Consider the following 25,716-nt stretch of genomic DNA (forward strand, 5'->3'; position numbering starts at 1 on the left):
TACAATCGCTTCGTCTAATGTACCGTCATGGCTTGTCTTTTCCTTATCTATTTGAGAAAGTCCCATCTTACGTGTATTAATAAGCCATACCGGCCTTTTCGTCCATGTTCATCAATGTAACCAGATTCTCCGCAAGTTCTTCTAGACTCAAAGACCAATCTTTATATGGCTCTAACTCCCCACTGTTGTTTGAATGTTTAAATTATAATCCAGTAATTTCAATGATGTTCTTAACTCTAGTTTCTAAAATGGGTTGTTTATGATTAATCACCATTTAAGTTCCGTTTAAATTGGATTTTCTCTATTATAACAATGGGATGAATATATCTCTTTACAAGAAGTTCTAGTATTTAACCTGTTTCGCTTCAGGACAACACTATTGACTTAAAAAAAACAGCCTGTTACAGTTATACACATCAGTATATAACCATATAACCTTATAAGGAGGATATAAATGAAAAAGCAAGGTGGTGAATCAAAATGAGTAAGTCATTTGATGCGAACAAACCTATATTTATGCAAGTACGCGAACAGATTGAAGATCAAATTGTAAACAACCAATTGAAAGAAGGAGAGCAAGCCCCTTCTACAACCCAATTGGTTCATTTTTATAAAATTAATCATGCCACTGTATCAAAAGGTGTAAATCAACTGGTTGATGATGGAATCCTTTATAAAAAAAGAGGTATTGGGATGTTTGTCGCAGATGGTGCAAAGCAAAAACTCATTCAAAAGAGAAAAGAAGCTTTTGTTGATGATTATATTGTGCGTTTAGTTCAAGAAGCGAATAAATTGGAAATATCAGAACGTGAAATAGTCGACTTAATTAGAAAAGAGAAAGGAAGTGATCGTTATGACGTTTGATATAGAAATAACAAAAGTTGGTTTAAAATACAAGGGCTTTGAAGCACTTAAAGATATCTCATGTACATTTGAGCACGGTAAAATTTATGGACTTCTTGGTAGAAATGGTGCGGGGAAAACTTCTCTATTATCACTATTAGCAGCTTTTCGTAAGCAAACAGAAGGTTCGATAAAAATTGCTGGTAAAGTTCCATTTGAAAATGCAGAAATTATGCAAAACGTTTCATTCCACTATGAAGCAGATTATAAGGACGAAACAGAAAAAGTTAAAGATATGCTTGAAAATGTCAAAAGATATCGTCCTAATTTTGATGAAAAATACGCAGAGAATCTCATCAAACAGTTTAAGCTTCCATTAAACAAGCCATTCAATCAGCTTTCCCGAGGGATGCAATCTGCACTCAATGTAACAATAGGGTTAGCAAGTCGCTCAAGTATAACCATTTTTGATGAAGTTTATCTTGGCATGGATGCCCCAACAAGACAAATTTTTTATAAAGAATTATTAGAGAATCAAGCACGCAATCCTCGTACTTTTATTTTATCAACACATCTTGTTTCGGAAATGGATTATTTATTTGATGAAGTAATCATCATTGATAAAGGTGAATTTGTGTTACAGGAAGAATACGAAACCCTTGTTTCTAAAGGTGCTTCAATTACGGGGTCTGCAGAGGAAGTAGATGATTTTGTAAGTGATATGAAGAAATTAAACGAACAACGGTTAGGAAATACAAAATCTGTTATGGTCTATGGGCATTTTAATGAAGAAAAAAGACATGAAGCACAGCGTAGAGGACTTGAAATTGGACCTATATCACTACAAGACTTATTCATTCATCTAACAAGCGAGGAGGTTTAATATGAAACAAAAATCCATCTATTCTAAAGTTGCGCAAGACATGTTTTTTATAAAACTAAAATGGTCACTTTGGTTTCTTAGTTTTATTTTATTAGCATATATTGTATTAATTGTTATTTCTGTTAATTTAGGTAATACATTCGGAGACTTTTCGGCATTTTCCTATGGCTCTTCAAGAATATATATGCTCGTCATAGGAACTCTTTCAGCCTATTATTTTCTACCTTTCTATATACACCAAGGGTTAACAAGAAAAGATTATTTTATAGGGACAGCACTATCTTCATTTGGTATTTCCATTGCAATTGCTGTTTTTGCATCAATATTAACTGGGATAGAGTATGTTACTTTAAAACTTTTCAGTCTATCCCATGTGCTCAATAGCTCAATGGAAAACAGCCTTATTGAGAATGCGAATAAGAATATCTCTATTGATTTAACAGGAATGATGTTCGGAGGTTCCAAATTCATAGATGTTGGTAGCAATTTAGCAGTAACACTACTTACTTATAGTATTAGTATCTTTATCTTTTATCTAATCGGTTGGTTAATCGGTGTTGGATATTACCGATTTGGATGGATTGTCGGGTTTGGATTCATCCTAATCTCTCTACTATTTATCGCTTGCACAGAATTTCTTTTGGGCAGCGAACTTGGTGAACCCCTAACAACCTTATTGCCATTTGCACCAACAACAATTCCAGTCTTCGCCACTATAGTAGGAATGTTTGTACTAATCGTGTTTATTTTATGGATCATTCGACTGATAACCAGAAGTATTACAATTAAGATGTTTTAGTTAGCAATAGTAAACACTATCTACGTAAATACAGTCTTACGCTTTATGTTCAATGAATTCACGGTATAATAAATGCGTTTGTGGCAGTTCTCGATGGGTTCCGGTTCTCAAAATCCCCCGCCTTGGTTTGTTGAGCCTGCTACGATAAGTAATTAACTTCCAATTAATCCTTAAAAAGGAAAGAATCACAAAACTCAAAAGAATAACTGAAGTAAAAGAGTACTGGATTGTGACGATGTCATAATCCAGTACTCTTTTTTGTATTAATTCAGTCGATCTGCTTTAGCTAATCTTTTGTCGTTTGCTATTCTTGACAAGGAAAAAATTGCAGACTCATTGAAAACCTTAACAAGGAGCCATACAGCTAATATCATTTCAAATGCTGCTATTGGAAGCGCCAAAATACCCCAAGTAGAAAATTGTTCAACTACATCAAATAGTACTAATAGAGCATTAATAAATACCATCACTGCTCCTGACCTCCCTAAGATAAATATAGGTCTGGGTACAAGCTTGGATTTATAAAATATATAACTATACATAATCGTATTGATACCTAACATAAAAAAAGGTCCAAGTATAAACGTCCAGTCATGTATAGCTATTAATAGTATTCCTGCAACTTGATAAGAAGCAGGATTCGCAGCTCCATTTGCTAAAAAATTCTGGGTTAAGGTCAATAAAGATAATACACTAATTATAACAGCTTCAAGAAACCTGAAGTAAACCTGCCAAAGAGCTAACTTGAGATTAATATAAAATGGAAGTTTTATCCTCCTTAAAGCATAAAAAATGTCGTTCAGAGGAATTTCTCAAACCCAATCACGTACCCAAAAACCAGAAAATATATTAAAAATCGAGAGAATATCGACAGAGCGTTATATAATCAATATCCGCTGTTTATTTTATGAAATAGTGATGAATCATCTCCCACAGGCTCATTCCCCTATCGACTTCTTTTTGCAAAAAGTTTTTTCTTAATGGTTAAGTAGTTTTTCATTTCAAAAATCAAATAAAATAGATTCGCCCGTACTTCAAATTCTTCTCTTGTCTTCGGCAACTCCATCTTGCGGATCAAGGCACTTAATTCCTCTAACTCATTTAATGAAATGTCCGTTGTATCTCCCGAATGAACGTTCCGACTTAAATTCTCCAAGAACTCTGCAAACATTTCTTTCTGCTTGATGTCTAGGCTGGATGAAGAGAAAATAGCAACGATTTTCATCATATGTTTTAGGAGTTCCAGTTGATCCTCTCGCATTTCCAGATAATAATAATCTTTATTTTGTTTTCGCAGCAGATGATTTTCTATATCTTGAATGGCAATGCTTTTGGATTGATTAATCAAATCTTCTACCTCAAGTATCTCTTTCCCATCCCAGTTTCGCATACTATCCCTTAAGTTGGCGGAAAATTCAAAGAGAATAATTTTGAACTTTTGTTCAATCTCCTTCTTAAAGATTTCAATATCTCGCTTGAAATTTGGCATGAAACTATTGACGAGAAGAGCAATTCCCATACCAATGAAAATAATATAGAGCTCGTTCAAAAACATAGCCCAGGTAGCATCCTTTACCGTATAAACATGTAATACGACAACCATACTTGTGACAAAACCACCCTGGATGTGAGCTCTGACAAGGATTGGAACAAATAATAAAATAAATAAGGAAAAAACAATGGGATAATACCCTAATACTTCAAACAACAAAGCACCAAGAATCAAAGAAGAAAGAGAGGCAAAGAATTTATCCTTCATTGTAATTAATGTCTTTTTCTTCGTTTTCTCGATACACATAATAACAATAATTCCTGCAAATGTTGCAAATTCCAATTCCAATAAACTCGCAATCCAAATTGCCAGCCCTGCTCCTACAGCAGTCTTTATCGTTCGATAGCCCATACCAATCATGGAAGCACCATCCTATTATTTTCTATATTGCAGGTTATCTGTTTTACACACATTCGTGTTGATTTAAATATATGTACAATTTTAGACACGATAACCGGATGAAATCAGCTTTGATGAGTCTCAATCCATTTGTAGTGTATTCTAAGAATCGTTTTCGGGGTATTCCTCGAAATTCATCTGCCTATAGTTTAACACGTAGATAATGAATCGTGATATATATCTAACGCATTAAGATGGAAACACGTACCTTGTGTCGTCTCGATGTAGATGTCTTTATCGAGAATGTCCGAGCGCAAGACTTTCCAAATTTATAAAGGACCTGGTTCTGAAAAAATCTGAAATGTCTTAGAAACTGTGGTCGCCCCTATTAAACATAGCCAATTGAAAAAGCGAATACCCTTATAGGGTGGAGTGTCCGGCGTTTGTACCTTTAGTTGACTTCCCTTGCTTCCATGAAACCATCAGCTAATGGATTTTTAATTTCAGGCACCTGTGCACGACACTATTCCAGCAATTCACTAGAATTACATATTTATAAGGAATCTCTTTTTTGAAGAATAAGAAACTAGTTAGTCGATAGTCCTTATTTCACAGTAAGAGCCCCTTTTTTATTTTTTTAATTTCTAATCGTCGTATAATGGAAAAAATATACTATTCCGCTCCTTTGCAGCTAGTGGGTACCCTTATTAAATTTTCTGGTTAAAACAATTGGGCTTTGGGAATGGAATAAAAAGGAGTTGGATTAAATGGACACGTTTTTATATTTTCTTTATGCTGCTTTATATGCGACATTATTGATCTGGGGATTATACTGCATTAGAAAACAAGATTTAGCAAGATGGACTAGTGTTATTTATATAGTAATATTGCCGCTTATTTATGATAACTTGCTATTGGCAACAGGTAAGTGGATTGGTGAAGGAGAGTTACTTGAAAGCTTAAACTTCTCTCGTTTTTGCTTACATGCTTTAATAACACCCTTGCTTGTAATGTATTCGATTGGTACGTTACGGGAAAGTGGAATTGAATGGGCAAAGAAAAAGTGGCTAGTACTATTAGGTATTCTTTATACATTTGGCTTAATAGTATTAGAATTTTCGATAGAAGTTATGGGGTTGGAACTTGAAGTAGTAAAAGAATACGGAGTCATCAGCTATTCAAATGTCGAAGAAGCGACAGGTCCTCCTATTATGGTGTTATTAGTTACACTTATTCTCATTGTGGCAAGTGCGATCTTATGGAAAAAAACGAAATGGCCAGTTTTCTTTATAGGTGCCGTTGTTATGACGATTGGAAGTGCTGTACCTATAAATGTAGATAGTGGAGCAGTGACGAACGCATTTGAGCTATTTTTGATATTTACATTGATTTGGACCAAAAGAAGATTGATAACAAAACATTCTTCAAAATGGCCCGTTTGGTGAAGAGCTACCTATATAACGATACCACATTTTTCCATTTATAAGGCGTTGGAAAAATGCTACGTATCAGATGTTTCTACTACACTTTATGGTCCCGATACGACATAAAAGAGATCGTCGATGACGATCTCCTATTGTTCAATTAATATAGTTTACATAATGTTGCACATTGTATAAAGGATGCTAATATATCAAGCATGCCTGCTTTTTTAGTATTCCTCATTCAATCACATATGCGTGTCGATCGAATCATATATAGTTAGGATGAACTTCAATTTCATGGATTCGTTCTAGTATCCATGTCCTGTTACTTTGTGTGTTCTAAAATAAACTTACCCACTTCAATTGCACAATCCTCACTTTGAGGATAGACTCCTACATTATCAGCATATGCGTGTCCAAAGCCTTTATATAACACCGTTTTCGTTTCTACTCCTGCCTTGGCTAACTTTACTGCATAGGCTAGGCTTTCTACTTTGAGAAAATCATGCTCGCCTACTGTAATAAAGGTTGGTGGTAAACCCTTAGGATTCTTCTTATATGGTGTTAAATAGTCATTATCTATTTCTGTAGTCCCTAATATATCCCCTAATGATGCTAGTGAACCAAACATGTCTAACATCATTTTTATACCCGATCTATGTTTAGGAGACATCTCATATTCATCAATGCTCCATTTATAATACTCATCTTCAATTCCAGCCATATTTACTGTCGGGTAAAGTAATAGTTGACCCTTAACCATTCCTAATCCATCTTCCATATCCCTAGTTGTACAATATTGCGTTAAATTTCCTCCTGCACTATCCCCCGCAACAAAAATATTACTCCTATCTCCACCTAAACTTTCGGCATGATCATAAATCCATTTTAAAGTAGAATAACAATCTTTATGACCTGCCGGGTATGGATTCTCTGGTGCAAGCCTATAATCGACAGACACTGCAAGTATATCTGTATTCTCTACTATTAACTTCACAAACTCCTCAACAACATCAGGGGAACCTCCAAAGAATCCCCCACCATGGATGAAATATAAAACCTGGGCATTTTTTCTGATTGTTTCTGATGTGTAAATTCTTATCGGAATCTGATTCCCGTCTTCTCCTGTCACTTGTCTATGTTCTATTTCAATATTCTTTTTAACGATAGGATTACTTTTTACCCCATTAAACATTTTCCGGAGCTTTTTAATTCCTTTTGGCGAAATGTCCATCTTCATTAAAAATTTCGGCATATATTTCATTAATAAAAGCTGATTTTTCATATCTTTATACAGACGTGGATCCATTGCACCTTTTTCATCACTGTCTGGCAAGTTTTTAACAAGAACCTCTACGCCCTTTAGCATAATGGTTTCTTCACGTTCAACAAGCTTATCTAATAATTCTTTTGAATATTTTCTTTCCATGACCATAAATACACACCTCTTTTTTTCAGATTATCTTATATATGTCTTTACACGTTCATCCGTAATAACCCTATTGTAGTCCATACCGGCAGTAGCAGTGAACTTTCAGCCGGACGGATTTCATGCATTACAAAAAGCAGACATGTTCGGCATGCCTACTTTTTTAGTATTCCTCATTCAATCACATATGCATGTCAATCGATTCATATATCTCAACATGAATAATTGGGCCCAATTCATGAACACGTACACCGATATTTATAAGATCAGTCTTGTTATGGTCTGGTAGCCTAATATCGAAGGAGCCTCTTTTCTTTCCTGCAGCATGGAACATGTTGCTTCCCGCATCTCTTGTGATTACGGCAATCTGCTCAGCATCTTTTGGAATTACGTGCTTTCCTATGTTGTAGTCTGCTCCCAGATCCACTGATGCAGTCGGCTTTTCCTCAAGTGTACGGATGCCATAATAAAAAGACGGAGCGGAACTTACCGCTTCGATCCCGTACCGTACTTCTTCTCCACCGACGAAACGGACAGTGGCAATATATTGACCCGGCTTATCGATCGCGATACGGATATTATTATAGTTACCTTCAGCATCGGTCTGGTCGGCATCGCGGCAATCAGAGCGACTGAACGAGAGACATTTTCTGAACTCCGCATTGTCAGACAGCTTCTTTCCGTCCATTGTGGAGAGCGAAACGTTCAGGACCTGTTCTTTATCCCTTACATCGAGAACTGCTGGTGTAGTGAGAAAATCGTCTGTCTCCTCTAGCGTCAACTTTAGGTTGCCATCCACTTCTTTGATATGCACATAATACTTTCGGTAGTATTTTTTATCAGGATTTCCTGAATACACTAAAGCGACACTGAATGTACCCGTCCCTTCTTGGAGCGGGACTAAGTGGATCTTATCCGAAGTACTGCTATTTGGTTTATTGCTTCCGACAACCGCATTGAACAAACCAGAATCTTCATGATTTGAATCGTACATTTTAAACTGTTCCCATTTGTAGTCGCTTGCCCGCACCGTAACAATCGGTAACTTCGCTTCTTCCGTCGTTCTCAACATTTTGGCCGCTTGTCCTCTTGTGACGGACTGGTTCGGGCTGAATCTGTCAGGAGACGTTCCTGTCGTGATGCCAAGTCTATAGATGATCAGAATGCTCCGATCATGACCTGTCCCTCGTTTAACATCTTCGAATGGACTTTTATACGAGTTGAAATCATAACGCGGCAGATCGAACGCTTTAACAAGTATCGAAGCCATCTGTCCACGCGTGATAGTATCGTTCGGACCGTAACGTCCATCTCCGTATCCACTTATAATGCCTTTTTCCACCAATGCGGCAATCGCTTTATAGTAGCCGTTTGCTTTCGGGACATCTTTAAACCCCGGATCCTTCACTTTAGAAGTGTCCAATTTGATCATCTTTGCGATGATCGCAGCCGCCTGTCCTCTCGTGATAGTATTACTGGGTCTAAATGTGCCGTCCGGATAGCCTCCGATAATATTGCGTTCTGCCAGATCATAAACAGATTCTGCAAAATGCTTTGATAACGGTACGTCTGAAAATCGCTCTGTGCTTGCGGCAGACGTGCTGGATAAAGTCAGGCTGCATGTCAGCAATAGCACGCCGACTACTGTAAGAAGTTTCTTTATCATCCGCTATCTTCCTCTCTTTTCTGTTAATAGGTTCCATTATATAGGAAGCTACCTCCTAAAACTACCGTCTTTCCGATTATGCTGTGTTTGCTTGCACTCATTCACCCTATTAAAATTGAGGTGCCAGTCACTCAAACTTTCCAGCTATATATCTTTTCTGTATTGGTGTTCCTTGAATGAATAACAGCTTATTCTTGGTTAACTAATAGATAAGTAGTTATAACCGCAAACACCCACATTTCTGTAAATTTTTGTGAATAAAAAATCCTCTTAAGTCATGTAGACCTCAAGAGGATTTCCCTATTGTTAACTTTGGCGAATATATGGTGAAGCAATATAGCCTGATATGGTCTTGCCTTTCTGAACTGCACGAACCGGATACCAAACAAACAGGTTGGTCGAATTTTTTTGTTTATCGTATACAGGAGCCCCGATAATTGTCATTATATCCACCAAAGTCGTTGGAATAAGTGTAGCTTTGGTATTTGGGTTTGCGCGCATGCCCGACGCAGTATAGGTAACTACATCGCCAGCTTTCAATAACTCCTTAGACACTGTTGCTTTTTTAGATAAGCTCAGTGATTTCTTTTTGAATTTTATTGTATTATTCATATCATAATAGAAGTCGTCTTTCGTCATTGCAATCGATTTAATATTTGTCGCAACTAATCCATTTTCACTTAACTCTTGATACACTTTTTCCTGGTAAGCTGTGCCGTTTCTTTTACCCGTTGCTTGATAAAACGGGCTATTCACTGCCTTTGTCCCGTTATAAGCCATGATCGCAAAATACCAGCTTTCGAGATTTTGAGGATTGTGATTGGCGACTTTAGGTAAATCACTTCGCTTGAAATTTTTCACTAAAAAATCAATGCCTGCTTTAATATTATAAGGTAAATCATATTTCAAACGTTCCTCATCATATCCCTCTGTATTTGTTATTTGCATCAAGCCAATCCCACCATCGGCCGTAATAATAGGTTCTCCACTAGCATCGAAATGCTTCCAGTTATTACTTTCTACAGATGCAACTGCTTTGACAATTTCCGGCGGAATTACCGAAGCTGATTGCTGAGCAGCTTTCGTGATTAAACAGTTCATCGTCTGACGATCAGGATTCGTACGACTCTCCGGATTATATCCACATACATTAACAGCTAAGCGAAATTCATCATTCTTTGCCCTTGCTAAAAACCCTGAGAAATCCGCTCGTGACACTAGTTTGTCTGGTCGGAAGGTTCCATCAGAATGACCTTGTGCTACACCCGCTGCAATCACTTTTCGAATCGATGAAAAGGCTTTTGAACTCACCGTTATATCGTTAAAAGGGATCAACTCTTCATCAACCATCGAGAATGCACTCGCAAGTAAAATGGCCATATCAGAACGTTTGACAGGATCATTCGGATAGAACTTTCCTTCTTTATTACTCGGAACAATGCCTTTTTCATAAGCAGATTGAATGGCACCCGAAGCTATGCTTGAACTAGCTACATCCGAAAAAACAGTTTTGCGTTTCGTCGTATTTAAACCTTGCGTTCTGGCAATCATTAAGATAGCTTCTCCACGCGTAACATTTTTATCGGGCACAAAACGGTTATTGTCATCGCCTTGTATAATACCCTCATCATATAAATACATCATGTGTTGATAAAAGGGATGAGTAGTTTTAACATCAGAAAACCCTTCAGCTTTAGCTACTTCCCCACTCCCTATAAATACCAACATCATAGACAATAATAAAACTATCGTTTTTTTCAAAGTAATCTCCCCTTTCAACTAGACTACTATAATTTACAAATAATTGAAAGTCGAGGTAGTTTGATAGCTTTTGTGGTTGAACACTTTACGCGAAAGACTCCTGCGCATGGTTTAGTTATGACAATTCAATGGTTTGGACAGAGCAGAGAGAAGCATGTCATATAAGGACGTAAGAGAGGGACTGAATCTAAGAAAACGAGGTACCCAATTGGTAATGAGTGTTAGATAAGCTTTCTAGTTGATTTTGAGTTCTTCCCAGTGAACTGCTAACGACATCCTGGTAAATTGGGGAATAGATGGACACCATCTTCTCTGTACTTACCACTTTACTTACTTGATTTATATCATTTCCTTTTACAGCGAATTTCCCACCGGTACTTACCCAGCCAGCGATTGGAATCATCCATTAACAATTAAAATACGCCTTCAAGAAATCAAAAAACGATGACCAAGTTTCCTTTAGCTCTCCTTTTAAAAGCAGTTCATCTCCACCCTCAAAATTAACTATATAAACTTTATCTGTTACAGTATCCAGCACTAATACAGCATTTGCAGACATTTCACTTAAAACCAGATACTGCTTCGGAAAACCATGTTCTTTTCTAGAAATGAGTGTGTATGTTTCAATATTAATTTCTTCATTTGCTATATCTAATAATTCAAAGGGTACATGCTCTTCCCAAAAAGGTCCTGCATACTGGATATAAAATTCTTGGAAAGTATCTGATACGTTTACACCTAGCCTTATTAAAGCATCCTGTACTAGATTGCTATCTTCACGTTTATATATTTCTTCTCCTAGAACTTCATCTAGTCTCACAGGCAAAATACTCATGTTATTTTCCTCCTATAGTTTCTTCTCCTCTTATTTTCTAATAATTAATAGAATCTACTTTTTGAAATGCACCTCTAATTTCTCATCCATTGGATAAAATGGGTTTAACTTTCCTTTATAAGGATGTAGTGGAGCTCTTTTAGCATTACTTATATTATGGTACCTAGTTGAAGCTTCATATAATGGCCCAACACCTTTTTGTTGTGAATGATGCAACGTTGCATCACTACTTGCATCATCAAGAATAGGAGCAAGTCCGTATTTCGCAGATGCTTCAGCATTTGTTAACCCGCGACCTTTTTTAGCACCTTTTGTTCGGACCATAGCCCAATTAATATCTCCACTTTTGATACTCATAGGAATATCCATTTTTGCGGATGGCATATTGAATGTAAGGATATTTGGCGCACCCAATTGATAATGAGTGTTAGATAAAATATCTAGTTGATTTTGAATTTTGCCTTGTGGACTGTTAACGACATCCTGGTAAATTAGGGAATAGATGGACACCATCTGCTGCTTCACCAAAAACAGGTACAAGCCCTGCAATATCTAATCCAACCTGTAAATAATCTAGTAATTTGTTTTCTTTGGGTTTGTCGACTTGAACGAACTCTTCTGTTTTATATTCAACTTTGGAAACAACTTCATAGAAAACTGTTTTGCCTACAAGATACTCTTTAATGAGTAAACCATTTTATACTCATGATATTTTATATTTCCCTCTACGTTTTCTTCAATAGTAGTTACTTTCTTTCCTTCAAGGGTTTGAAAAGTCGCTGCAGTAATCACCGTACCGATTAACTGTTCTTGTTCCTTCAACCATGGATTTAAGTACACTTTTTGGAAAAGTTCCGTTCTAATTTCACTTCTAAATGAAAGGACATCCCATTGGCTCGGGATGAAGTTTATGTCCTTTACCCCTGCCCGAAACAGTCCCTCCATATCCGTAAGCCACGTGTTCATCGTCTGCAAATCTTGTTCAATGGGATTCAGTGCGGAAGTCTGTGTTACATCAAATTCATAAAGTTTTAAGATGGTATCATCTAAGTGGGCCAGTCCGACAATATCACTTACCTAATCCATGATACTGTTTGCCTCATCCGTCAAACTAGCGGTGAGATGACCAATAAGCGTAAGTCCCTGTTCTAGCTCGCCCTCTAGGATTTGTTCTACTATGTAACCGGTTGAATCAGATTCGAGTGAATGAAGCGCCGCCTCCATCTGGTGAAGCACTTAGTACTACCGATTTCATCGGTAGTTTGGTCGCATATTTTAAAGCAGTTGCTTGAAGGGATAATGAAAAGTACCAAGTTATAAACGACTCGGAATCGTTTATAACTTGGTACTTTTTTTGTCATTGCAGAATGGCAGCAATAAACCTTACTTAGATTAACTATTTAATAAATGTCCGTAAAAGTATTTCCCACCAGATTTCCAATCCATTTCTGAAAGATCTTCTACGTAATTAAGCAATTGCTTAAACTTCTCATCATTAATGACTGTATTATACTCAACAGGGCATTTTACCCCACTCCAAATTGATAATAGTGTTGGTATTAAATCCCTCCCTAAAGGTCTACTTTGATTCATTGATGCTACAGATGCTTGAATCAGTTCTTTTGCTAAAGCGCCTGGGAAGGAAGGCTCGCTAAAATAATAATATAAACTATCATCAATACTTTTTAGTAAATTATTATATAACTGACCAATTTCTTCAACCGAGGCATTTTCACCAATATCCTTCGTATAATTCAAATATATTTCCAAAGTATTTCTAATCTCTACTTCTATATTTGTATCCTCCCAATCTTCAAGTAGTACTAAAAGAAGAGGTATTACATTATAGGACATAGTGTCTATTGCACACGATGCAAAAGTTGAGATAGTGTCTTCAGAGGCATTTGATAAGAACTCAAAATTACCGGTCTCTAACAAATCTTCATGTGTTAAAATAGAGCAAAATAGCCTCACACCTAGATTCAATACATTTTCTTCTTCGGATGAGTTTAATAATTGAATTAATAAACCTTTTGCAGAAAAGTCTCCTACCTTTAATAATTCATTTATTACAAGAATACAGTCTTTCTCTGTAGAAATTTTTAGAAGTAATTGTTTTAATTCTTCAATTTCTTCTTTACTACTTTTTGAGCCATACCATATACTGTTCCTCAAATTATCAGGCATATCCTTTCATTCTCCATTCCACCCAATTCTCTCATTCCTTTACCTTTCTGTGATGGTATCACTTTATTCTGGAAAACGATAGCGGCAGTATGTTCAGTATTATTACCAAATACAAAAAAATTTTTCATTTTGATGTATTTTTAGTACTTTTGCATTTTCTTTACCTTATCCATTTTGATGATAAAATCCAAATTTCTCTCTCTTTATTGTAGATTCACCAGTAAATTTAATATTGAAATTAATATTAACACCATCAGACCAAAGACATTGAATATGATGACCTTTTTCTAACTCGTCTTTCCTATTCAAGGCATTATACTCTGCTCTAGCTTTAACTAAATCATCACCTTGCACAATAGTAGATTCTGCTGGATATAAATCGTTTCCTTTTACAGCGAATTTCCCACCGGTACTTACCCAGCCAGCAATGGAAATCATTGCTCCATGCGCTTTCAATAATTGCTGGGATTTGCCATTCTTGAAACCATATTCTTTCTACTTGTATTGACTGACGGAACAATACCAATCCGTATCATAATGGAAAATGACAAGAGTAAAAGTGGATTTTATAGTTTTGAATAGAGGAACCTTACGCTGAAAAGAAGGACATTTTTAAATGCCCATGCATCAAACTTTCATGTTTGATGCATGGGCAACTGGTTTTTGATATTATATTTTTATTCGTCGATGCTGGGTTGATCCTTCATCCAATTAAGATCATTACCCGACGGATTTTGAAATAAGCGAAGTCCAAATTGATCCACAACTGCAATTAGATGATCAAACGTATTTGCCTGTACATTTTCATGGACAGCCCATTGCACACTCTTGGTAAAAGCATAAATTTCTAATGGCAATCCGTGCTCTCCAGGAGCTAGCTGACGAACCATCAACGTCATCTCTTTATGAATGCCCGGATGCTGTTTTAGATATTCAATGATGTATGCTCGGAAGACGCCAATATTTGTTAGCGCTCTTCCATTCACCCGATTGTTGCGGTCGACATTATTTTTGCTATTCGATTCCTCTATCTCACGTTCACGCTGAACAATATAATCCTTCAAATAATGGATGTGTTTAAATTCCTCAATCATTTCCTTCGTGCAAAATGTAATACTTGTCGTGTCAATATACAAGGCGCGCTTAATACGTCTACCGCCAGATTCCTGCATCCCTCTCCAGTTAATAAAAGAATCGGAGATCAACGCATAACTTGGGATCATCGTAATCGTGCGATCAAAGTTCTGCACCATTACCGTATTCAAGGAAATATCAATGACATCCCCATCTGCTCCGTACTTCGGCATTTCAATCCAATCGCCAACGCGGACCATATCATTGGCGGATAACTGGATCCCCGCAACTAGTCCTAGAATCGAATCTTTAAACACCAACATAAACACTGCCGAAAGAGCACCTATTCCACTAAGTAGAATGACCGGGCTTTCTCCAATCAGTGTAGCAATCACCAAAATGGTCCCTACGATAAAGACTACAATTTTGGCAACTTGGATATAGCCTTTTATCGGCTTCGTTTTTGACACTTCGTACGTTTGATAAATGTCATTACAAACGCTTAATAACCGATTAATTACATTTAATGCGACAATCATAATATACGCGAGCGCTAACGTTTCGATTGCCTTTTGATAAGTCGGGAAAGACGATGCAAAAGAGTAAATAATAATCGCAGGAACAAAATGAGACATTTGACGGAAAACGTTTCTTCTCGATAAAATACTATCCCACTTGAACTTGTGCTTGCTTAAAATATGTGTGATAAAACGGATAATCACCTGTTTAGTAATGAAGTTTGCAATGATACAAAGTACTACGATAAAACTAATCAAAATGACAAAGGAAATACTGTCAACCCATGTCGAATCCACGCCGTATCCTAAAAGACGATTTCGGATAAAGATCATTTGTTCCACTCCTAATCTGTCGTGAATTTTGTTTATAACGTATTAATATGTAACGCTTTTGTATTGTAATTAAGTATATAAGTATAACAGAATCCATTAACTTTTACCTTCATTCTGTTTTATGATGACAGTATTCAATGCATTTCCGCAGTACTCATTTATAAAGTCTTGTTCATCAACAATATTGTTTTAATCATACTATACTTGCCATCATTCTATCTGTTTATGAGGAAATAGAATAAAGAAGTTCCATGCTAGCACCAAGGTTTTTGTAAAAATGAAGGCATTAGTAGTTTACCCAAATAGCAAAGCTAACATTGAGATCGTGAAAAAAACTTGTGGTCCTTACAATCCATTGAACCATTAGTAGGTATTGAATAGTGCGACGTGTGCAAGGCTGCTAAAAAAGTGCTCTCTCCATCAAATTGTGACTGAAAGTTTCCATTGAAACCGCTTCGGCGCTTGCTTATGGCTTCGGCTACCCGGTGTCCAGTTACTGGACACTTGTAAGGCACCTTCGCTGGATCTACTTACGTATTTTACTAAGTCACTAAAAAAGTAATGAGGACAACGAAAATGAGCCATTCCACGATAAAATCGGGGAATGGCTCATTTTATTATTGTGAATTTCAAGTAACTGTGCACGACGCTATTCCGTCAAATCACTACAATTACATTTTTATAAGAAGTGGATTAGGTATTTACTTCAACATCTATCCCTTTTTTATTTTCATACAATTGTGCTAATTGTTTGTTATTGTTTGTTGCACATGTACCTTAAAATTAAGTTTATGAATTAATCATTGTTCACTCGACTCGTCTTATCTAAAACTGAGTTTCTTGTTATTCAATAGGACCCATGAATTCAGTGGCAATTAATATATGCTCTATTAGTTTCACTGTTTTTAGATTTTCAGCTTTTTCTGTTCCACCTAATCCTAATAAAGGGGTGTATCCAAAACACTCGTCATAGTTAGGGGCACTATATTTACTAGTCGCTTCAGGATAAGGCTGCCACATTAATTCATCGTTCATAAAGTCATTATCTTTTAAATCATCAAAAAAGAATTCAAATCCGGATGAAACAACATTAACATATCCTTTCCTAAAGTTTAACAAATTTACATACTTATCTTTCTCCCATACTATAATATCACCCATTGCGGTTGTAAAAATAGGAATCGCTTGCTCATACCTTAGGTAACTTCTCTCTAAAATATCTAAATAATCGTCTGGATTAATAACTTTTAAATAGTCATTTACGAAACTACCAAAACCATATTTTCCCCATATTTCTATTAGCTCTTCAGGAAGTTTATCCTTATACTTCAAAATAACATCTTCATCAACAGTTTCATGTTTAATAAAATCGCTAAATATAGTTTCCACTTAAAAATCCCCCTTTGATTATTCAGTTAATTTCACATTTAAATAATTATTCTTTAGCTGCTCAGGTGTCATATTCTTAGCAATTCCCCTTATTTGATCATCAACAACATCAATCCTATATTTCCATTGAGTACCAATGGAGGAATTTACTCTTTTATCCCCCAAACCTCCAATAATGTTTGCTCTTCCTCCAGCTATTTGATCTGGAATATGGAGTGCTGCTTTTGTTCCCATCCATTCTGAAGCTTGCTTTGTCGCATCCGCTCTGGAAAGTCCTTGTTTTCGCAGTTCAGTAATTTTGTCTTTAAGCGCTTCTTGTCTAGCCATTTTTTGAGCTGCATTTCCTTCTATTGCTCTACCTTCGGCAATATATCTTTCTCTATTTATTAGATATTCGTCAACCGTTAACTCATTCATACCTTTTTCTTGGTCTTTTAATTGTCTTGTAAACTCTTCTGAATCATGTTTAACATTTCTATTAAAGTTCACTTCAATTTCTTTTATTCTAGGTAAATTATCTAAAATCTTAACATTACCCGTACCCTTAGCCCCAACATCCACATTCTTTATTTCAACCTTAACATCGACATCTCCACTTTTTATACTCGTAGGAATATCCGTTTTTGCAAATGGCATATTCAATGTAAGGGCATTTGGCCTACCCAATTGGTAATGAGTGTTAGATAAGCTATCTAGTTGATTTTGAGTTCTTCCTAGTGGACTGTTGACGACATCTTGGTAAATTGGGGAATAGATGGACGCCATCTTCTCTGTACTTACCACTTTACTTACTTGATTTAAATCATTTCCTTTTAAGGCTAATTTCCCACCCGTACTTGCCCAACCAGCAACCGGAATCATCGCTCCAAAAGAGAGGGCCGCATTCAATGTATCCCCTCTCGCCGTATAAATAACACCATTTACGCCATCTGCTGCTTCACCAATAACAGGTACCAGCCCTGCAATATCTAATCCAACCTGTAAATAATCTAGTAATTTGTTATCTTTGGGTTTGTCGACTTGAACGATCTCTTCTGTTTTATATTCAACTTTGGAAACAACTTCATAGAAAACTGTTTGGCCAACAACATACTCTTTAATGAGTAAACCATTTTCATACTCATGATATTTTATATTTCCCTCTACGTTTTCTTCAATAGTAGTTACTTTTTTTCTTTCAAAGTTTTGGAAAGTGGCCGCAGTAATCATCGTGCCGATCAGCTGTTCTTGTTCCTTTATCCATAAGTCACTAGGATTTAAGTACACTTTTGGGAACAGTTCCGTTCTAATTTCACTTCTAAACGTCAGAACATTCCATTGGCTCGGGACGAAATTTATGTCCTTGACCCCTGCTAGGAACAGCCCCTCCATATCCGTAAGCCACGTGTTCATCGTCTGTAAATCTTGTTCAATGGGATTCAGTGCAGAAGTCTGTGTTGCATCAAATTCATAAAGTTGCGAGATGGTATCATCACGTTTTCTTTTAGAACGAATGACTCCCTCCTGCACTCCGCTCTCATCTAAGTGGGGTAAGCTGATAATATCACTCACCTGATCCATGATACTGTTTGCCTCATCCGTCAAACTTCTATATTAGTCTTGTTTTAAATAAAAAACCTTGAAAGGCATTAAGCCAATCAAGGTTAAGTAACTATTCTGCAGTTACGGTAACGAATGCAGTTTCAACACTTGGAAAGTCATCTAGGAATGCACTGCTTACTAATTCTTTGGTTATAATTTAATTTTCTTTTATTAAATTTATTATAATAATGAATCTGACAATATCTTTTCAAGCATTTCATCAAATTTTTTGAACTCAACCATTTCTCGCCCTGATGGATTATCTAATTCAATATATTGCTCTTTATTTGTATCATATACATACCAACTGATATTACTTTCTCCTAAAAACAAATATTTTTTCTGGTCTTCATTTTCATACCATATCTGATTAAAAGAAATTAATCCATTAATATGTTGGTTCGGTTTTTTTTCTAATAATACTTCATCTATTCCATATAGAATAAACCCATTAAACTCTAAACCATTTATTGCCTTCAAAACATTATTATATTCACTTGGTAAGTCTTTTTGTAACTCTTCCTTAACATTTTTCATAAATTTAGCTAACTCTACTTCACTAGCGCCTGTATTTACTTGCTCGCCGTATAAATTTTTCTCCTCTATTATTTCTTCTAATTTGATATTCCACATATTTTAACCCCCCTAACGTTTTTCAGGATACAATTTCCCTTCAGGAAATGGCCAATCAACTATTTGTTTTTCACCTGGAGCTAGTTGCTTTGCAAAGCTATTTTGAAAATTTGTTATAACTTTATGATAAGGTTCATTCTGGATTAATATTAGGTTATTAAAACTATTTGTTCCGCTATCATCTATTGGTACTTTATGATGAACTTGCCAACCATCAGGAACTCTACCTTTTTGTAATTTTAATAAATCAACATCAGAGAAACCTGCATCTTTTAAAATATTTGTATTTTTTGATAAGTCGCTCAAAAATTGTTTTCTTATCGAATTATCAAACTCTTTTCTTAAGCTTTCTAATTCTGTTCTATCTCGTTTTACATATACTATTTCTTTTGTTTTTATTCCTTCTAGAGTAACATTTAACCCTCGAAGTTTTCCTGCAAAATCGACCTTTGTCCCTCCTTCAATAACATTACCCGTACCCTTAGCCCCAACATCCACATTCTTTATTTCAACCTTAACATCGACATCTCCACTTTTGATACTCGTAGGAATATCCGTTTTTGCAAATGGCATATTGAATGCAAGGGCATTTGGCGTACCCAATTGGTAATGTGTGTTAGTTAAGAAATCTAGTTGATTTTGAGTTTTTCCCAGTGGACTGTTGACGACATCCTGGTAAATTGGGGAATAGATGGACGCCATCTTCTCTGTACTTACCACTTTACTTACTTGATTTAAATCATTTCCTTTTAAGGCTAATTTCCCACCCGTACTTGCCCAACCAGCAACTGGAATCATCGCTCCAAAAGAAAGGGCCGCATTTAATTCATCCCCCCTCGCCGCATAGATAACACCATTTACGCCATCTGCTGCTTCACCAAAAACGGGTACAAGCCCTGCAATATCTAATCCAACCTGAAAATAATCTAGTAATTTGTTTTCTTTCGGTTTGTCGACTTTAACGATTTCTTCTACTTTATATTCAACTTTGGAAACAACTTCATAGAAAACTGTTTTGCCTACAATATACTCTTTAATAAGTAAACCATTTTCATACTCATGATATTTTATATTTTCCTCTAGATTTTCTTCAATAGTAGTTACTTTTTTCCCTTCAAGGGTTTGAAAAGTGGCCGCAGTAATCATCGTGCCGATCAGCTGTTCTTGTTCCTTTATCCATAAGTCGCTAGGATTTAAGTACACTTTTGGGAATAGTTCCGTTCTAATTTCACTTCTAAACGTCAGAACATTCCATTGGCTCTGGACGAAGGTTATGTCCTTGACCCCTGCTTGGAACAGTCCCTCCATATCCGTAAGCCACGTGTTCATCGTCTGCAAATCTTGTTCAAAGGGATTCAGTGCGGAAGTCTGGGTTGCGTCAAATTCATAAAGTTGTGAGATGGTTTCATCACGTTTTCTCTTTGAACGAATGACTCCCTCCTGCACTCCGCTATCATCTAAGTGAGGCAGTCCGACAATATCACTCACCTGATCCATGATACTGTTTGCCTCATCCGTCAAACTAGTGGTGAGATGACCAATTAGCGTAAGTCCCTGTTCCAGTTCTCCTTCTAGGAATTGTTCTAGTATGAAGCCTGCCGAATCTGGTTCGAGTGAATGAAGTGCTGCCTCCATCTGTTGAAGCACTTGTTTGAATTGTTCTGAAAACAACTGAAAATAATGAAGAAATGGTAAATGACATTCCTGGTAAAAGGAACGAATGGCATTACCTCCCGCTCCTTTAAATTGTTCCTCCATCTGAACTAGACCCTCCACTGTATGGTGGATCGCTTCCATCTCACCGCTTAGCCTGTCCAACATAGTAATGTTGCGCTGCAGCCCATCCTGAAATAAATCTACATCTACTATTTTCATAGGCATTGCCTCATCAATCGTTTAAAAATAGCCACTTCACAATATTCTTTAGTATACAATGATACCCTACAGGTGAACATTCTTCTCCTCCTCTACTACACTATCAATAGTTATAATATTTCATTTATCCACTAGAATGTAAAGGCAGAAGTTAGAATATTCCTGAAAATAACGAATTAATATATATAAAATAGCACATGTCTCGTGCTAATGAGGTTCTGTTTTAAGTTTTGATACAGCTTCAAATACAGGAGGTAAGGTGTACTTCATAACAGCCTAAATTAGTTTTTCTTCCATCACATAGTCATTTTAAAATAGATGATGTCCATCCATTCTTCCGGATATGATTAATTAATGTTGACAAAGTGAAACAGCATTACCTTCTGATCAGTAAACTTGCTACATTGAGTTCGTTAACGAAAGCACTATTTCAGCTTCGTCTATATCTGAGAAGTTAATTTCGCAGAACAAAGAGTACCATTAACTGGTTTGGATAAAAGGGAAGATGGATGATTGATTGACTGGCACCTCCCCCCCACACTTATTTCGACAACATAATATGAAGTTCTGTGCAAGAAACAACAATGAAGGCTTCTTTTCATACTATAGATTTGAGGTGAAAATATGCCAAGAGTTAAATACCGGGATGCAGACATTGATTTAATGGCAAGGATGATGAGAGCAGAAGCCGAGGGTGAAGGAAAGCAAGGGATGTTATATGTTGGCAATGTAATTGTTAATCGTGCTGTAGCAGATTGTTTAGATTTTAACGATGTAAGAACAATTGAAGACGTCATTTTTCAGATACAAGGAGGAAATTATTCTTTTGAAGCTGTTCAAAAAGGGAATTTATTTTACCAAAGAGCAAGATCTTCTGAAAAAAGATTAGCAAAACAAACTTTAGATAATTGGAGACAACATCCAGCGAAATTCGCCCTTTGGTATTTTAATCCATACGCCCCTTGCCCTCCAACATGGTACGGTCAACCTTTTACTGGTCAATTTAAAGATCATTGTTTTTATGAACCAGCAGCCGGGACATGTGAAAGTGTTTATAACGGTTAGGTTCTTAAGGAGCTATTATTTATTGTAGTAAATCACTAGAATGTCGACAATAAAAGAAGACGAATTCATCTATAAGTAGATGAATTCGTCTTCTTTTTTTATATCTTGTTACCATAATGTAATCACACATCGCTTAAAGGGTGATGTGATAACATAAATGGAGACGGCGGGAGTCGAACCCGCGTCCAGAGGCTCTAACACTTAAGCATCTACGCGTGTAGATTGTCTATTAGGATTCGCGTGGCATTATGCCGGCAATCAGGGCGTCATGTACGCTATCTTGGAAGTCTCTTCCGACTGCCTCAAGAGGCAACAGTCGTCGTATCCCACTAAAGGTTGAGCCTTACAAATGCCACATGGGCGATGGAAATGCAAGGCAGATTCAACAGCTTACGCTGCGAATGCTAGGTTGTTGTTAGTTTTGCCTGTTATTATAAGGTGTCGTTTCTGACGGAGCCGAACCCTCCGACGCGCAACTCAAGCTCAGTCTACCCCTGTCGAATCCGTAACGTCCCCAAGGGGATGTCAGGAGAACCTATTGAAAGGCTTCTGAACTACTTACTATACTTATTATAACTTAAATGAACGCAAACTTCAATATTTCTGCCTATCTCTAAGCGCACGATCGATTTCACGTTTCGCATCTTTCTTCTTGAGATCTTGGCGTTTATCATAATCTTTCTTCCCTTTACCAACACCAATTAACACTTTTGCAAAGCCGTCTTTTAAATACATCTTGATTGGCACTATAGCAGATCCTTGTTCTTTCGTTTGCCCGATTAGTTTGCTAATCTGCTTTTTGTGGAGCAACAGTTTCCTAGAACGCAGTGGATCATGATTGAACTGGTTTCCATGGTCATATGGACTAATGTGCATATTGGTAATCCATGCTTCGTTATTACGGATTCTTATAAACGCATCCTTCAGCTGGACTTTACTAGTACGAATTGATTTGATTTCAGTACCTTGTAGAACAATACCCGCCTCGATCGTTTCTTCTATTGCAAAATCATGATTCGCCTTTTTATTGACTGCGACTACTTTCCCCTGGCCTTTCGCCATTTCTTTCACCCCTTAATCCGCCGGAGGCTTAACTCGAGTCAGCCGGTAGTCTGCACCACTACTTATTGAAGTGGGGGACTTCTGCTGCTTAAAGTTAAAACTCGGGAGCGGCCTAGACCGCTCCGGCTTTACTTTTTCTTTTTAGGCTTAGGTTTATTACTCGCTTTTTTCGCTGCACCTTCATAGAACTTTTTCTTTTTATTGAAAGTACCAGTTTTCTTCTTATCTTTCGACTTTTCTATAGTCTTATTGCCAACTTCTTTTTTCTTAGCATGGATGACTTTCGGCGTTTCTTTACGTGTACGACGGAAGACTTGTTTCATCCCTACTATTTCGAAATCGATTGTCGATTCTTCAGGTTTCACACCAATAACTTTCACGGTTACTTCGTCGCCAAGCCTGAATTGCTTGCCAGAACGTTCTCCAATCATCATCATTTGTCTGTCGTCAAAACGATAATAATCATCAGTCATAAGACTGACATGGACAAGTCCTTCGATTGTATTTTCCAATTCGATGAACATACCGAAATTCGTAACGGACGAAATAACGCCTTCGAATTCTTCCCCGATTTTGTCGAGCATGAACTGTGCCTTTTTCAGTGACTCCGTATCGCGTTCCGCTTCAACCGCACGACGTTCACGTTCAGAAGTATGCGTTGCAATTTCGGACAATCTAGCACTCCAATGTGCCACTGTCTGTCCCGATACGTCTTTTTCAATCAAATAAGTTCGAATCAATCGATGGACGATTAAGTCAGGGTAACGGCGAATTGGCGATGTGAAATGCGTATAAAAATCTGTTGATAGTCCAAAATGACCCAGACTTTCTTCGAAGTACTTAGCCTGTTGCATCGAGCGAAGAAGCATTGTAGAAATGACTGTCTCTTCAGGTAAACCTGCAATCGATTCAACAATTTCCTGTAACGCACGTGGATGGACTCTGTTACCCGTTCCTTTCACAACAATTCCAAAATTGGTTAAAAACTCAAAGAATCGTTGCAATTTCTCTTCTTTTGGATCTTCATGAATTCGATAGATGAACGGCAGTTTGAGCCAATGAAAATGTTCCGCAATCGTTTCATTCGCTGCAAGCATGAACTCCTCAATCAGTTTTTCCGCAACGGTACGTTCCCTGATGACAACGTCTGTAGGCCAACCTTTTTCATCGACAAGAACTTTAGATTCCTTGAAATCGAAATCAATCGCTCCTCGGTCTATCCTTTTCTGCTTCAAAATAGCCGCCAGTTCTGCCATCTCGTTAATCATCGGAACAATGTGCTCATATTTCGCAGACAGTTCCACATCTTTTTCTTCAATGATTTTATAGACGTCCGTATACGTCATCCGTTCCTTCGAGCGTATGACACTTTCAAAAATTTCGTGATTAATCACTCGCCCATTGCGGTCAATCGTCATTGCACATGACAATGTAAGCCTATCCACACCAGGGTTCAATGAACAAATACCATTCGATAATTTATGTGGTAGCATTGGAATAACGCGGTCCGTTAAGTAGACACTTGTTCCACGGTCAAAAGCATCTTCATCCATCGGTGTATTTTCTTTCACATAATAGCTGACATCCGAAATATGGACAGACAACAGATAGCTACCATCACCATTTTTCACTACAGAAATAGCATCATCCAGGTCTTTGGCATCTGCACCGTCTATTGTAATCGTAACTTCTTCCCGTAGATCACGACGATTGAACAAATCCTTCTCCTGAACTACATCCGAGATATTGTTCGTTTGTTCTAATACTTCTTGAGGAAAATCTACGTCAATACCATGTTTGTGGATAATGGATAAGATATCCACTCCAGGATCATTTCTATGGCCAAGGATTTGTGTCACCTTACCTGTTGCTGACTTCCCGTCAATTGGCCAGTCTGTTATTTCAACAACGACTTTGTGACCGTCAACCGCATCAAGTGAATCTCCTTTACCGATGAAAACGTCCATAGGTAATTTTTTATCATCAGGAACAACGAAACCGAAGCCTTTATTGTTCTGGTACATGCCAACTACTTTTGTCGTTTTGCGCTCCACGACACGTGTAATTGCCCCTTCACGTCTACCGGCTGATGTAGCGTTAACGACACGTATGAGGACAGTATCCCCGTTCATAGCACCATTCACTTCATGTGGTGGGATGAATACATCATCCATTCCTTCTACATCTGGAGCTACAAAACCGAAGCCCTTTGCATGCCCGATGAATTTACCACGCAGGAGATTCATGCCTTCCGGTACACCATAACGGTTTGCTTTCGAGCGAATAATATGCCCTTTTTGTTCAAGGTCTACAAGCATTTTCACTAGTTCCTTGAACTCCGCCGCCTGTTCAAATCCCATTACTTCTTGGATTTCTTGTACAGTTAGTGGCTTATACGATTCTTCCTTCATTAGAGACAGCAATTTTTGCTGAATGTCTTGCTCTAAGCTATCCAATTGCATCACTCC

The 25,716-nt window shown here is 37.1% G+C and carries 21 protein-coding genes, 1 other RNA gene and 1 pseudogene; 5 read left to right on the forward strand and 18 right to left on the reverse strand.

What is annotated here, in order from left to right; genetic code table 11:
* Positions 1 to 480: 480 nt before the first annotated feature.
* Genes FQ087_RS19425 through FQ087_RS19435 form a run of 3 tightly spaced genes read left to right on the forward strand, consistent with a single transcriptional unit; the run spans position 481 to position 2,525 of the window.
* Positions 481 to 864 (forward strand): GntR family transcriptional regulator, encoded by a 384-nt coding sequence (locus tag FQ087_RS19425; protein WP_149582258.1) that lies wholly within the window; start codon positions 481 to 483, stop codon positions 862 to 864.
* Positions 854 to 1,726: an ATP-binding cassette domain-containing protein gene (locus tag FQ087_RS19430; protein WP_149582259.1), complete on the forward strand. Its 873-nt coding sequence runs from the start codon at positions 854 to 856 to the stop codon at positions 1,724 to 1,726. Before FQ087_RS19425 ends, FQ087_RS19430 begins: the two co-directional genes overlap by 11 nt.
* A 1-nt stretch (position 1,727) precedes the next feature.
* Positions 1,728 to 2,525: a hypothetical protein gene (locus FQ087_RS19435; protein WP_149582260.1), complete on the forward strand. Its 798-nt coding sequence runs from the start codon at positions 1,728 to 1,730 to the stop codon at positions 2,523 to 2,525.
* 263 nt (positions 2,526 to 2,788) lie between these two features.
* Here the strand turns inward: FQ087_RS19435 and FQ087_RS19440 are convergent, their stop codons facing one another.
* Positions 2,789 to 3,334 carry a DUF4386 domain-containing protein gene (locus tag FQ087_RS19440; RefSeq protein WP_149582261.1) on the reverse strand — a complete coding sequence of 182 codons (546 nt, stop codon included), beginning with the start codon at positions 3,332 to 3,334 and terminating at the stop codon, positions 2,789 to 2,791.
* A gap of 137 nt (positions 3,335 to 3,471) precedes the next feature.
* A complete protein-coding gene (locus FQ087_RS19445) occupies positions 3,472 to 4,437 on the reverse strand; it encodes an aromatic acid exporter family protein (RefSeq protein ID WP_149582262.1) in 966 nt (321 codons plus the stop codon).
* 746 nt (positions 4,438 to 5,183) lie between these two features.
* Here FQ087_RS19445 and FQ087_RS19450 point away from each other — a divergent pair.
* Positions 5,184 to 5,861 (forward strand): hypothetical protein, encoded by a 678-nt coding sequence (locus FQ087_RS19450; RefSeq protein ID WP_149582263.1) that lies wholly within the window; start codon positions 5,184 to 5,186, stop codon positions 5,859 to 5,861.
* 304 nt (positions 5,862 to 6,165) lie between these two features.
* Here the strand turns inward: FQ087_RS19450 and FQ087_RS19455 are convergent, their stop codons facing one another.
* From FQ087_RS19455 to FQ087_RS19520, 13 genes and pseudogenes are all read right to left on the reverse strand, one after another.
* On the reverse strand, positions 6,166 to 7,269 hold the full coding sequence (locus FQ087_RS19455; RefSeq protein ID WP_149582368.1) for an alpha/beta hydrolase: 1,104 nt from the start codon (positions 7,267 to 7,269) through the stop codon (positions 6,166 to 6,168).
* Positions 7,270 to 7,450: 181 nt separating this feature from the next.
* Positions 7,451 to 8,935 (reverse strand): S-layer homology domain-containing protein, encoded by a 1,485-nt coding sequence (locus FQ087_RS19460; protein WP_149582264.1) that lies wholly within the window; start codon positions 8,933 to 8,935, stop codon positions 7,451 to 7,453.
* 306 nt (positions 8,936 to 9,241) lie between these two features.
* Positions 9,242 to 10,696 carry an S-layer homology domain-containing protein gene (locus tag FQ087_RS19465; protein ID WP_149582265.1) on the reverse strand — a complete coding sequence of 485 codons (1,455 nt, stop codon included), beginning with the start codon at positions 10,694 to 10,696 and terminating at the stop codon, positions 9,242 to 9,244.
* Between the two features lie 406 nt (positions 10,697 to 11,102).
* Positions 11,103 to 11,531 (reverse strand): SMI1/KNR4 family protein, encoded by a 429-nt coding sequence (locus tag FQ087_RS19470; RefSeq protein WP_149582266.1) that lies wholly within the window; start codon positions 11,529 to 11,531, stop codon positions 11,103 to 11,105.
* 54 nt (positions 11,532 to 11,585) lie between these two features.
* Positions 11,586 to 12,080: a hypothetical protein gene (locus FQ087_RS23165; RefSeq protein WP_255452461.1), complete on the reverse strand. Its 495-nt coding sequence runs from the start codon at positions 12,078 to 12,080 to the stop codon at positions 11,586 to 11,588.
* A 117-nt stretch (positions 12,081 to 12,197) separates the two neighbouring features.
* A pseudogene (locus tag FQ087_RS19480) lies at positions 12,198 to 12,755 on the reverse strand (T7SS effector LXG polymorphic toxin).
* Between the two features lie 168 nt (positions 12,756 to 12,923).
* Positions 12,924 to 13,718, reverse strand: coding sequence for an Imm47 family immunity protein (gene imm47 / locus FQ087_RS19490; protein WP_149582269.1), 795 nt, complete (start codon positions 13,716 to 13,718; stop codon positions 12,924 to 12,926).
* Positions 13,719 to 13,883: 165 nt separating this feature from the next.
* Positions 13,884 to 14,156 carry a hypothetical protein gene (locus tag FQ087_RS23170; RefSeq protein ID WP_255452462.1) on the reverse strand — a complete coding sequence of 91 codons (273 nt, stop codon included), beginning with the start codon at positions 14,154 to 14,156 and terminating at the stop codon, positions 13,884 to 13,886.
* A 239-nt stretch (positions 14,157 to 14,395) separates the two neighbouring features.
* Positions 14,396 to 15,643, reverse strand: a complete 1,248-nt coding sequence (locus FQ087_RS19500) for a mechanosensitive ion channel family protein (protein ID WP_149582270.1) — start codon at positions 15,641 to 15,643, stop codon at positions 14,396 to 14,398.
* Between the two features lie 843 nt (positions 15,644 to 16,486).
* Positions 16,487 to 17,032 (reverse strand): T6SS immunity protein Tdi1 domain-containing protein, encoded by a 546-nt coding sequence (locus FQ087_RS19505; protein WP_149582271.1) that lies wholly within the window; start codon positions 17,030 to 17,032, stop codon positions 16,487 to 16,489.
* Positions 17,033 to 17,050: 18 nt separating this feature from the next.
* The gene (locus FQ087_RS19510; RefSeq protein ID WP_255452463.1) at positions 17,051 to 18,616 is read right to left on the reverse strand and encodes a polymorphic toxin type 15 domain-containing protein; all 1,566 of its coding nucleotides are present in this window, start codon (positions 18,614 to 18,616) and stop codon (positions 17,051 to 17,053) included.
* 177 nt (positions 18,617 to 18,793) lie between these two features.
* Positions 18,794 to 19,246, reverse strand: a complete 453-nt coding sequence (locus FQ087_RS19515; RefSeq protein ID WP_149582273.1) for a YrhA family protein — start codon at positions 19,244 to 19,246, stop codon at positions 18,794 to 18,796.
* A 12-nt stretch (positions 19,247 to 19,258) separates the two neighbouring features.
* Positions 19,259 to 21,121 carry a T7SS effector LXG polymorphic toxin gene (locus tag FQ087_RS19520; RefSeq protein WP_188006828.1) on the reverse strand — a complete coding sequence of 621 codons (1,863 nt, stop codon included), beginning with the start codon at positions 21,119 to 21,121 and terminating at the stop codon, positions 19,259 to 19,261.
* 624 nt (positions 21,122 to 21,745) lie between these two features.
* On the opposite strand from FQ087_RS19520, the gene FQ087_RS19525 reads away from it, so the two are divergent.
* Entirely contained in the window at positions 21,746 to 22,186 is a 441-nt protein-coding gene (locus FQ087_RS19525; RefSeq protein ID WP_149582275.1) for a cell wall hydrolase, read from the forward strand.
* A gap of 155 nt (positions 22,187 to 22,341) precedes the next feature.
* Here the strand turns inward: FQ087_RS19525 and ssrA are convergent.
* From ssrA to rnr, 3 genes are all read right to left on the reverse strand, one after another.
* Positions 22,342 to 22,702, reverse strand: a transfer-messenger RNA (tmRNA) gene (gene ssrA, locus FQ087_RS19530).
* A 78-nt stretch (positions 22,703 to 22,780) separates the two neighbouring features.
* Complete coding sequence (smpB, locus tag FQ087_RS19535) at positions 22,781 to 23,248, reverse strand: SsrA-binding protein SmpB (protein ID WP_149582276.1); 468 nt, start codon at positions 23,246 to 23,248, stop codon at positions 22,781 to 22,783.
* A gap of 128 nt (positions 23,249 to 23,376) precedes the next feature.
* On the reverse strand, positions 23,377 to 25,710 hold the full coding sequence (rnr, locus tag FQ087_RS19540) for a ribonuclease R (RefSeq protein ID WP_149582277.1): 2,334 nt from the start codon (positions 25,708 to 25,710) through the stop codon (positions 23,377 to 23,379).
* Positions 25,711 to 25,716: the final 6 nt, after the last annotated feature.

The sequence above is a fragment of the Sporosarcina sp. ANT_H38 genome (assembly GCF_008369195.1).
Lineage (GTDB): Bacteria > Bacillota > Bacilli > Bacillales_A > Planococcaceae > Sporosarcina.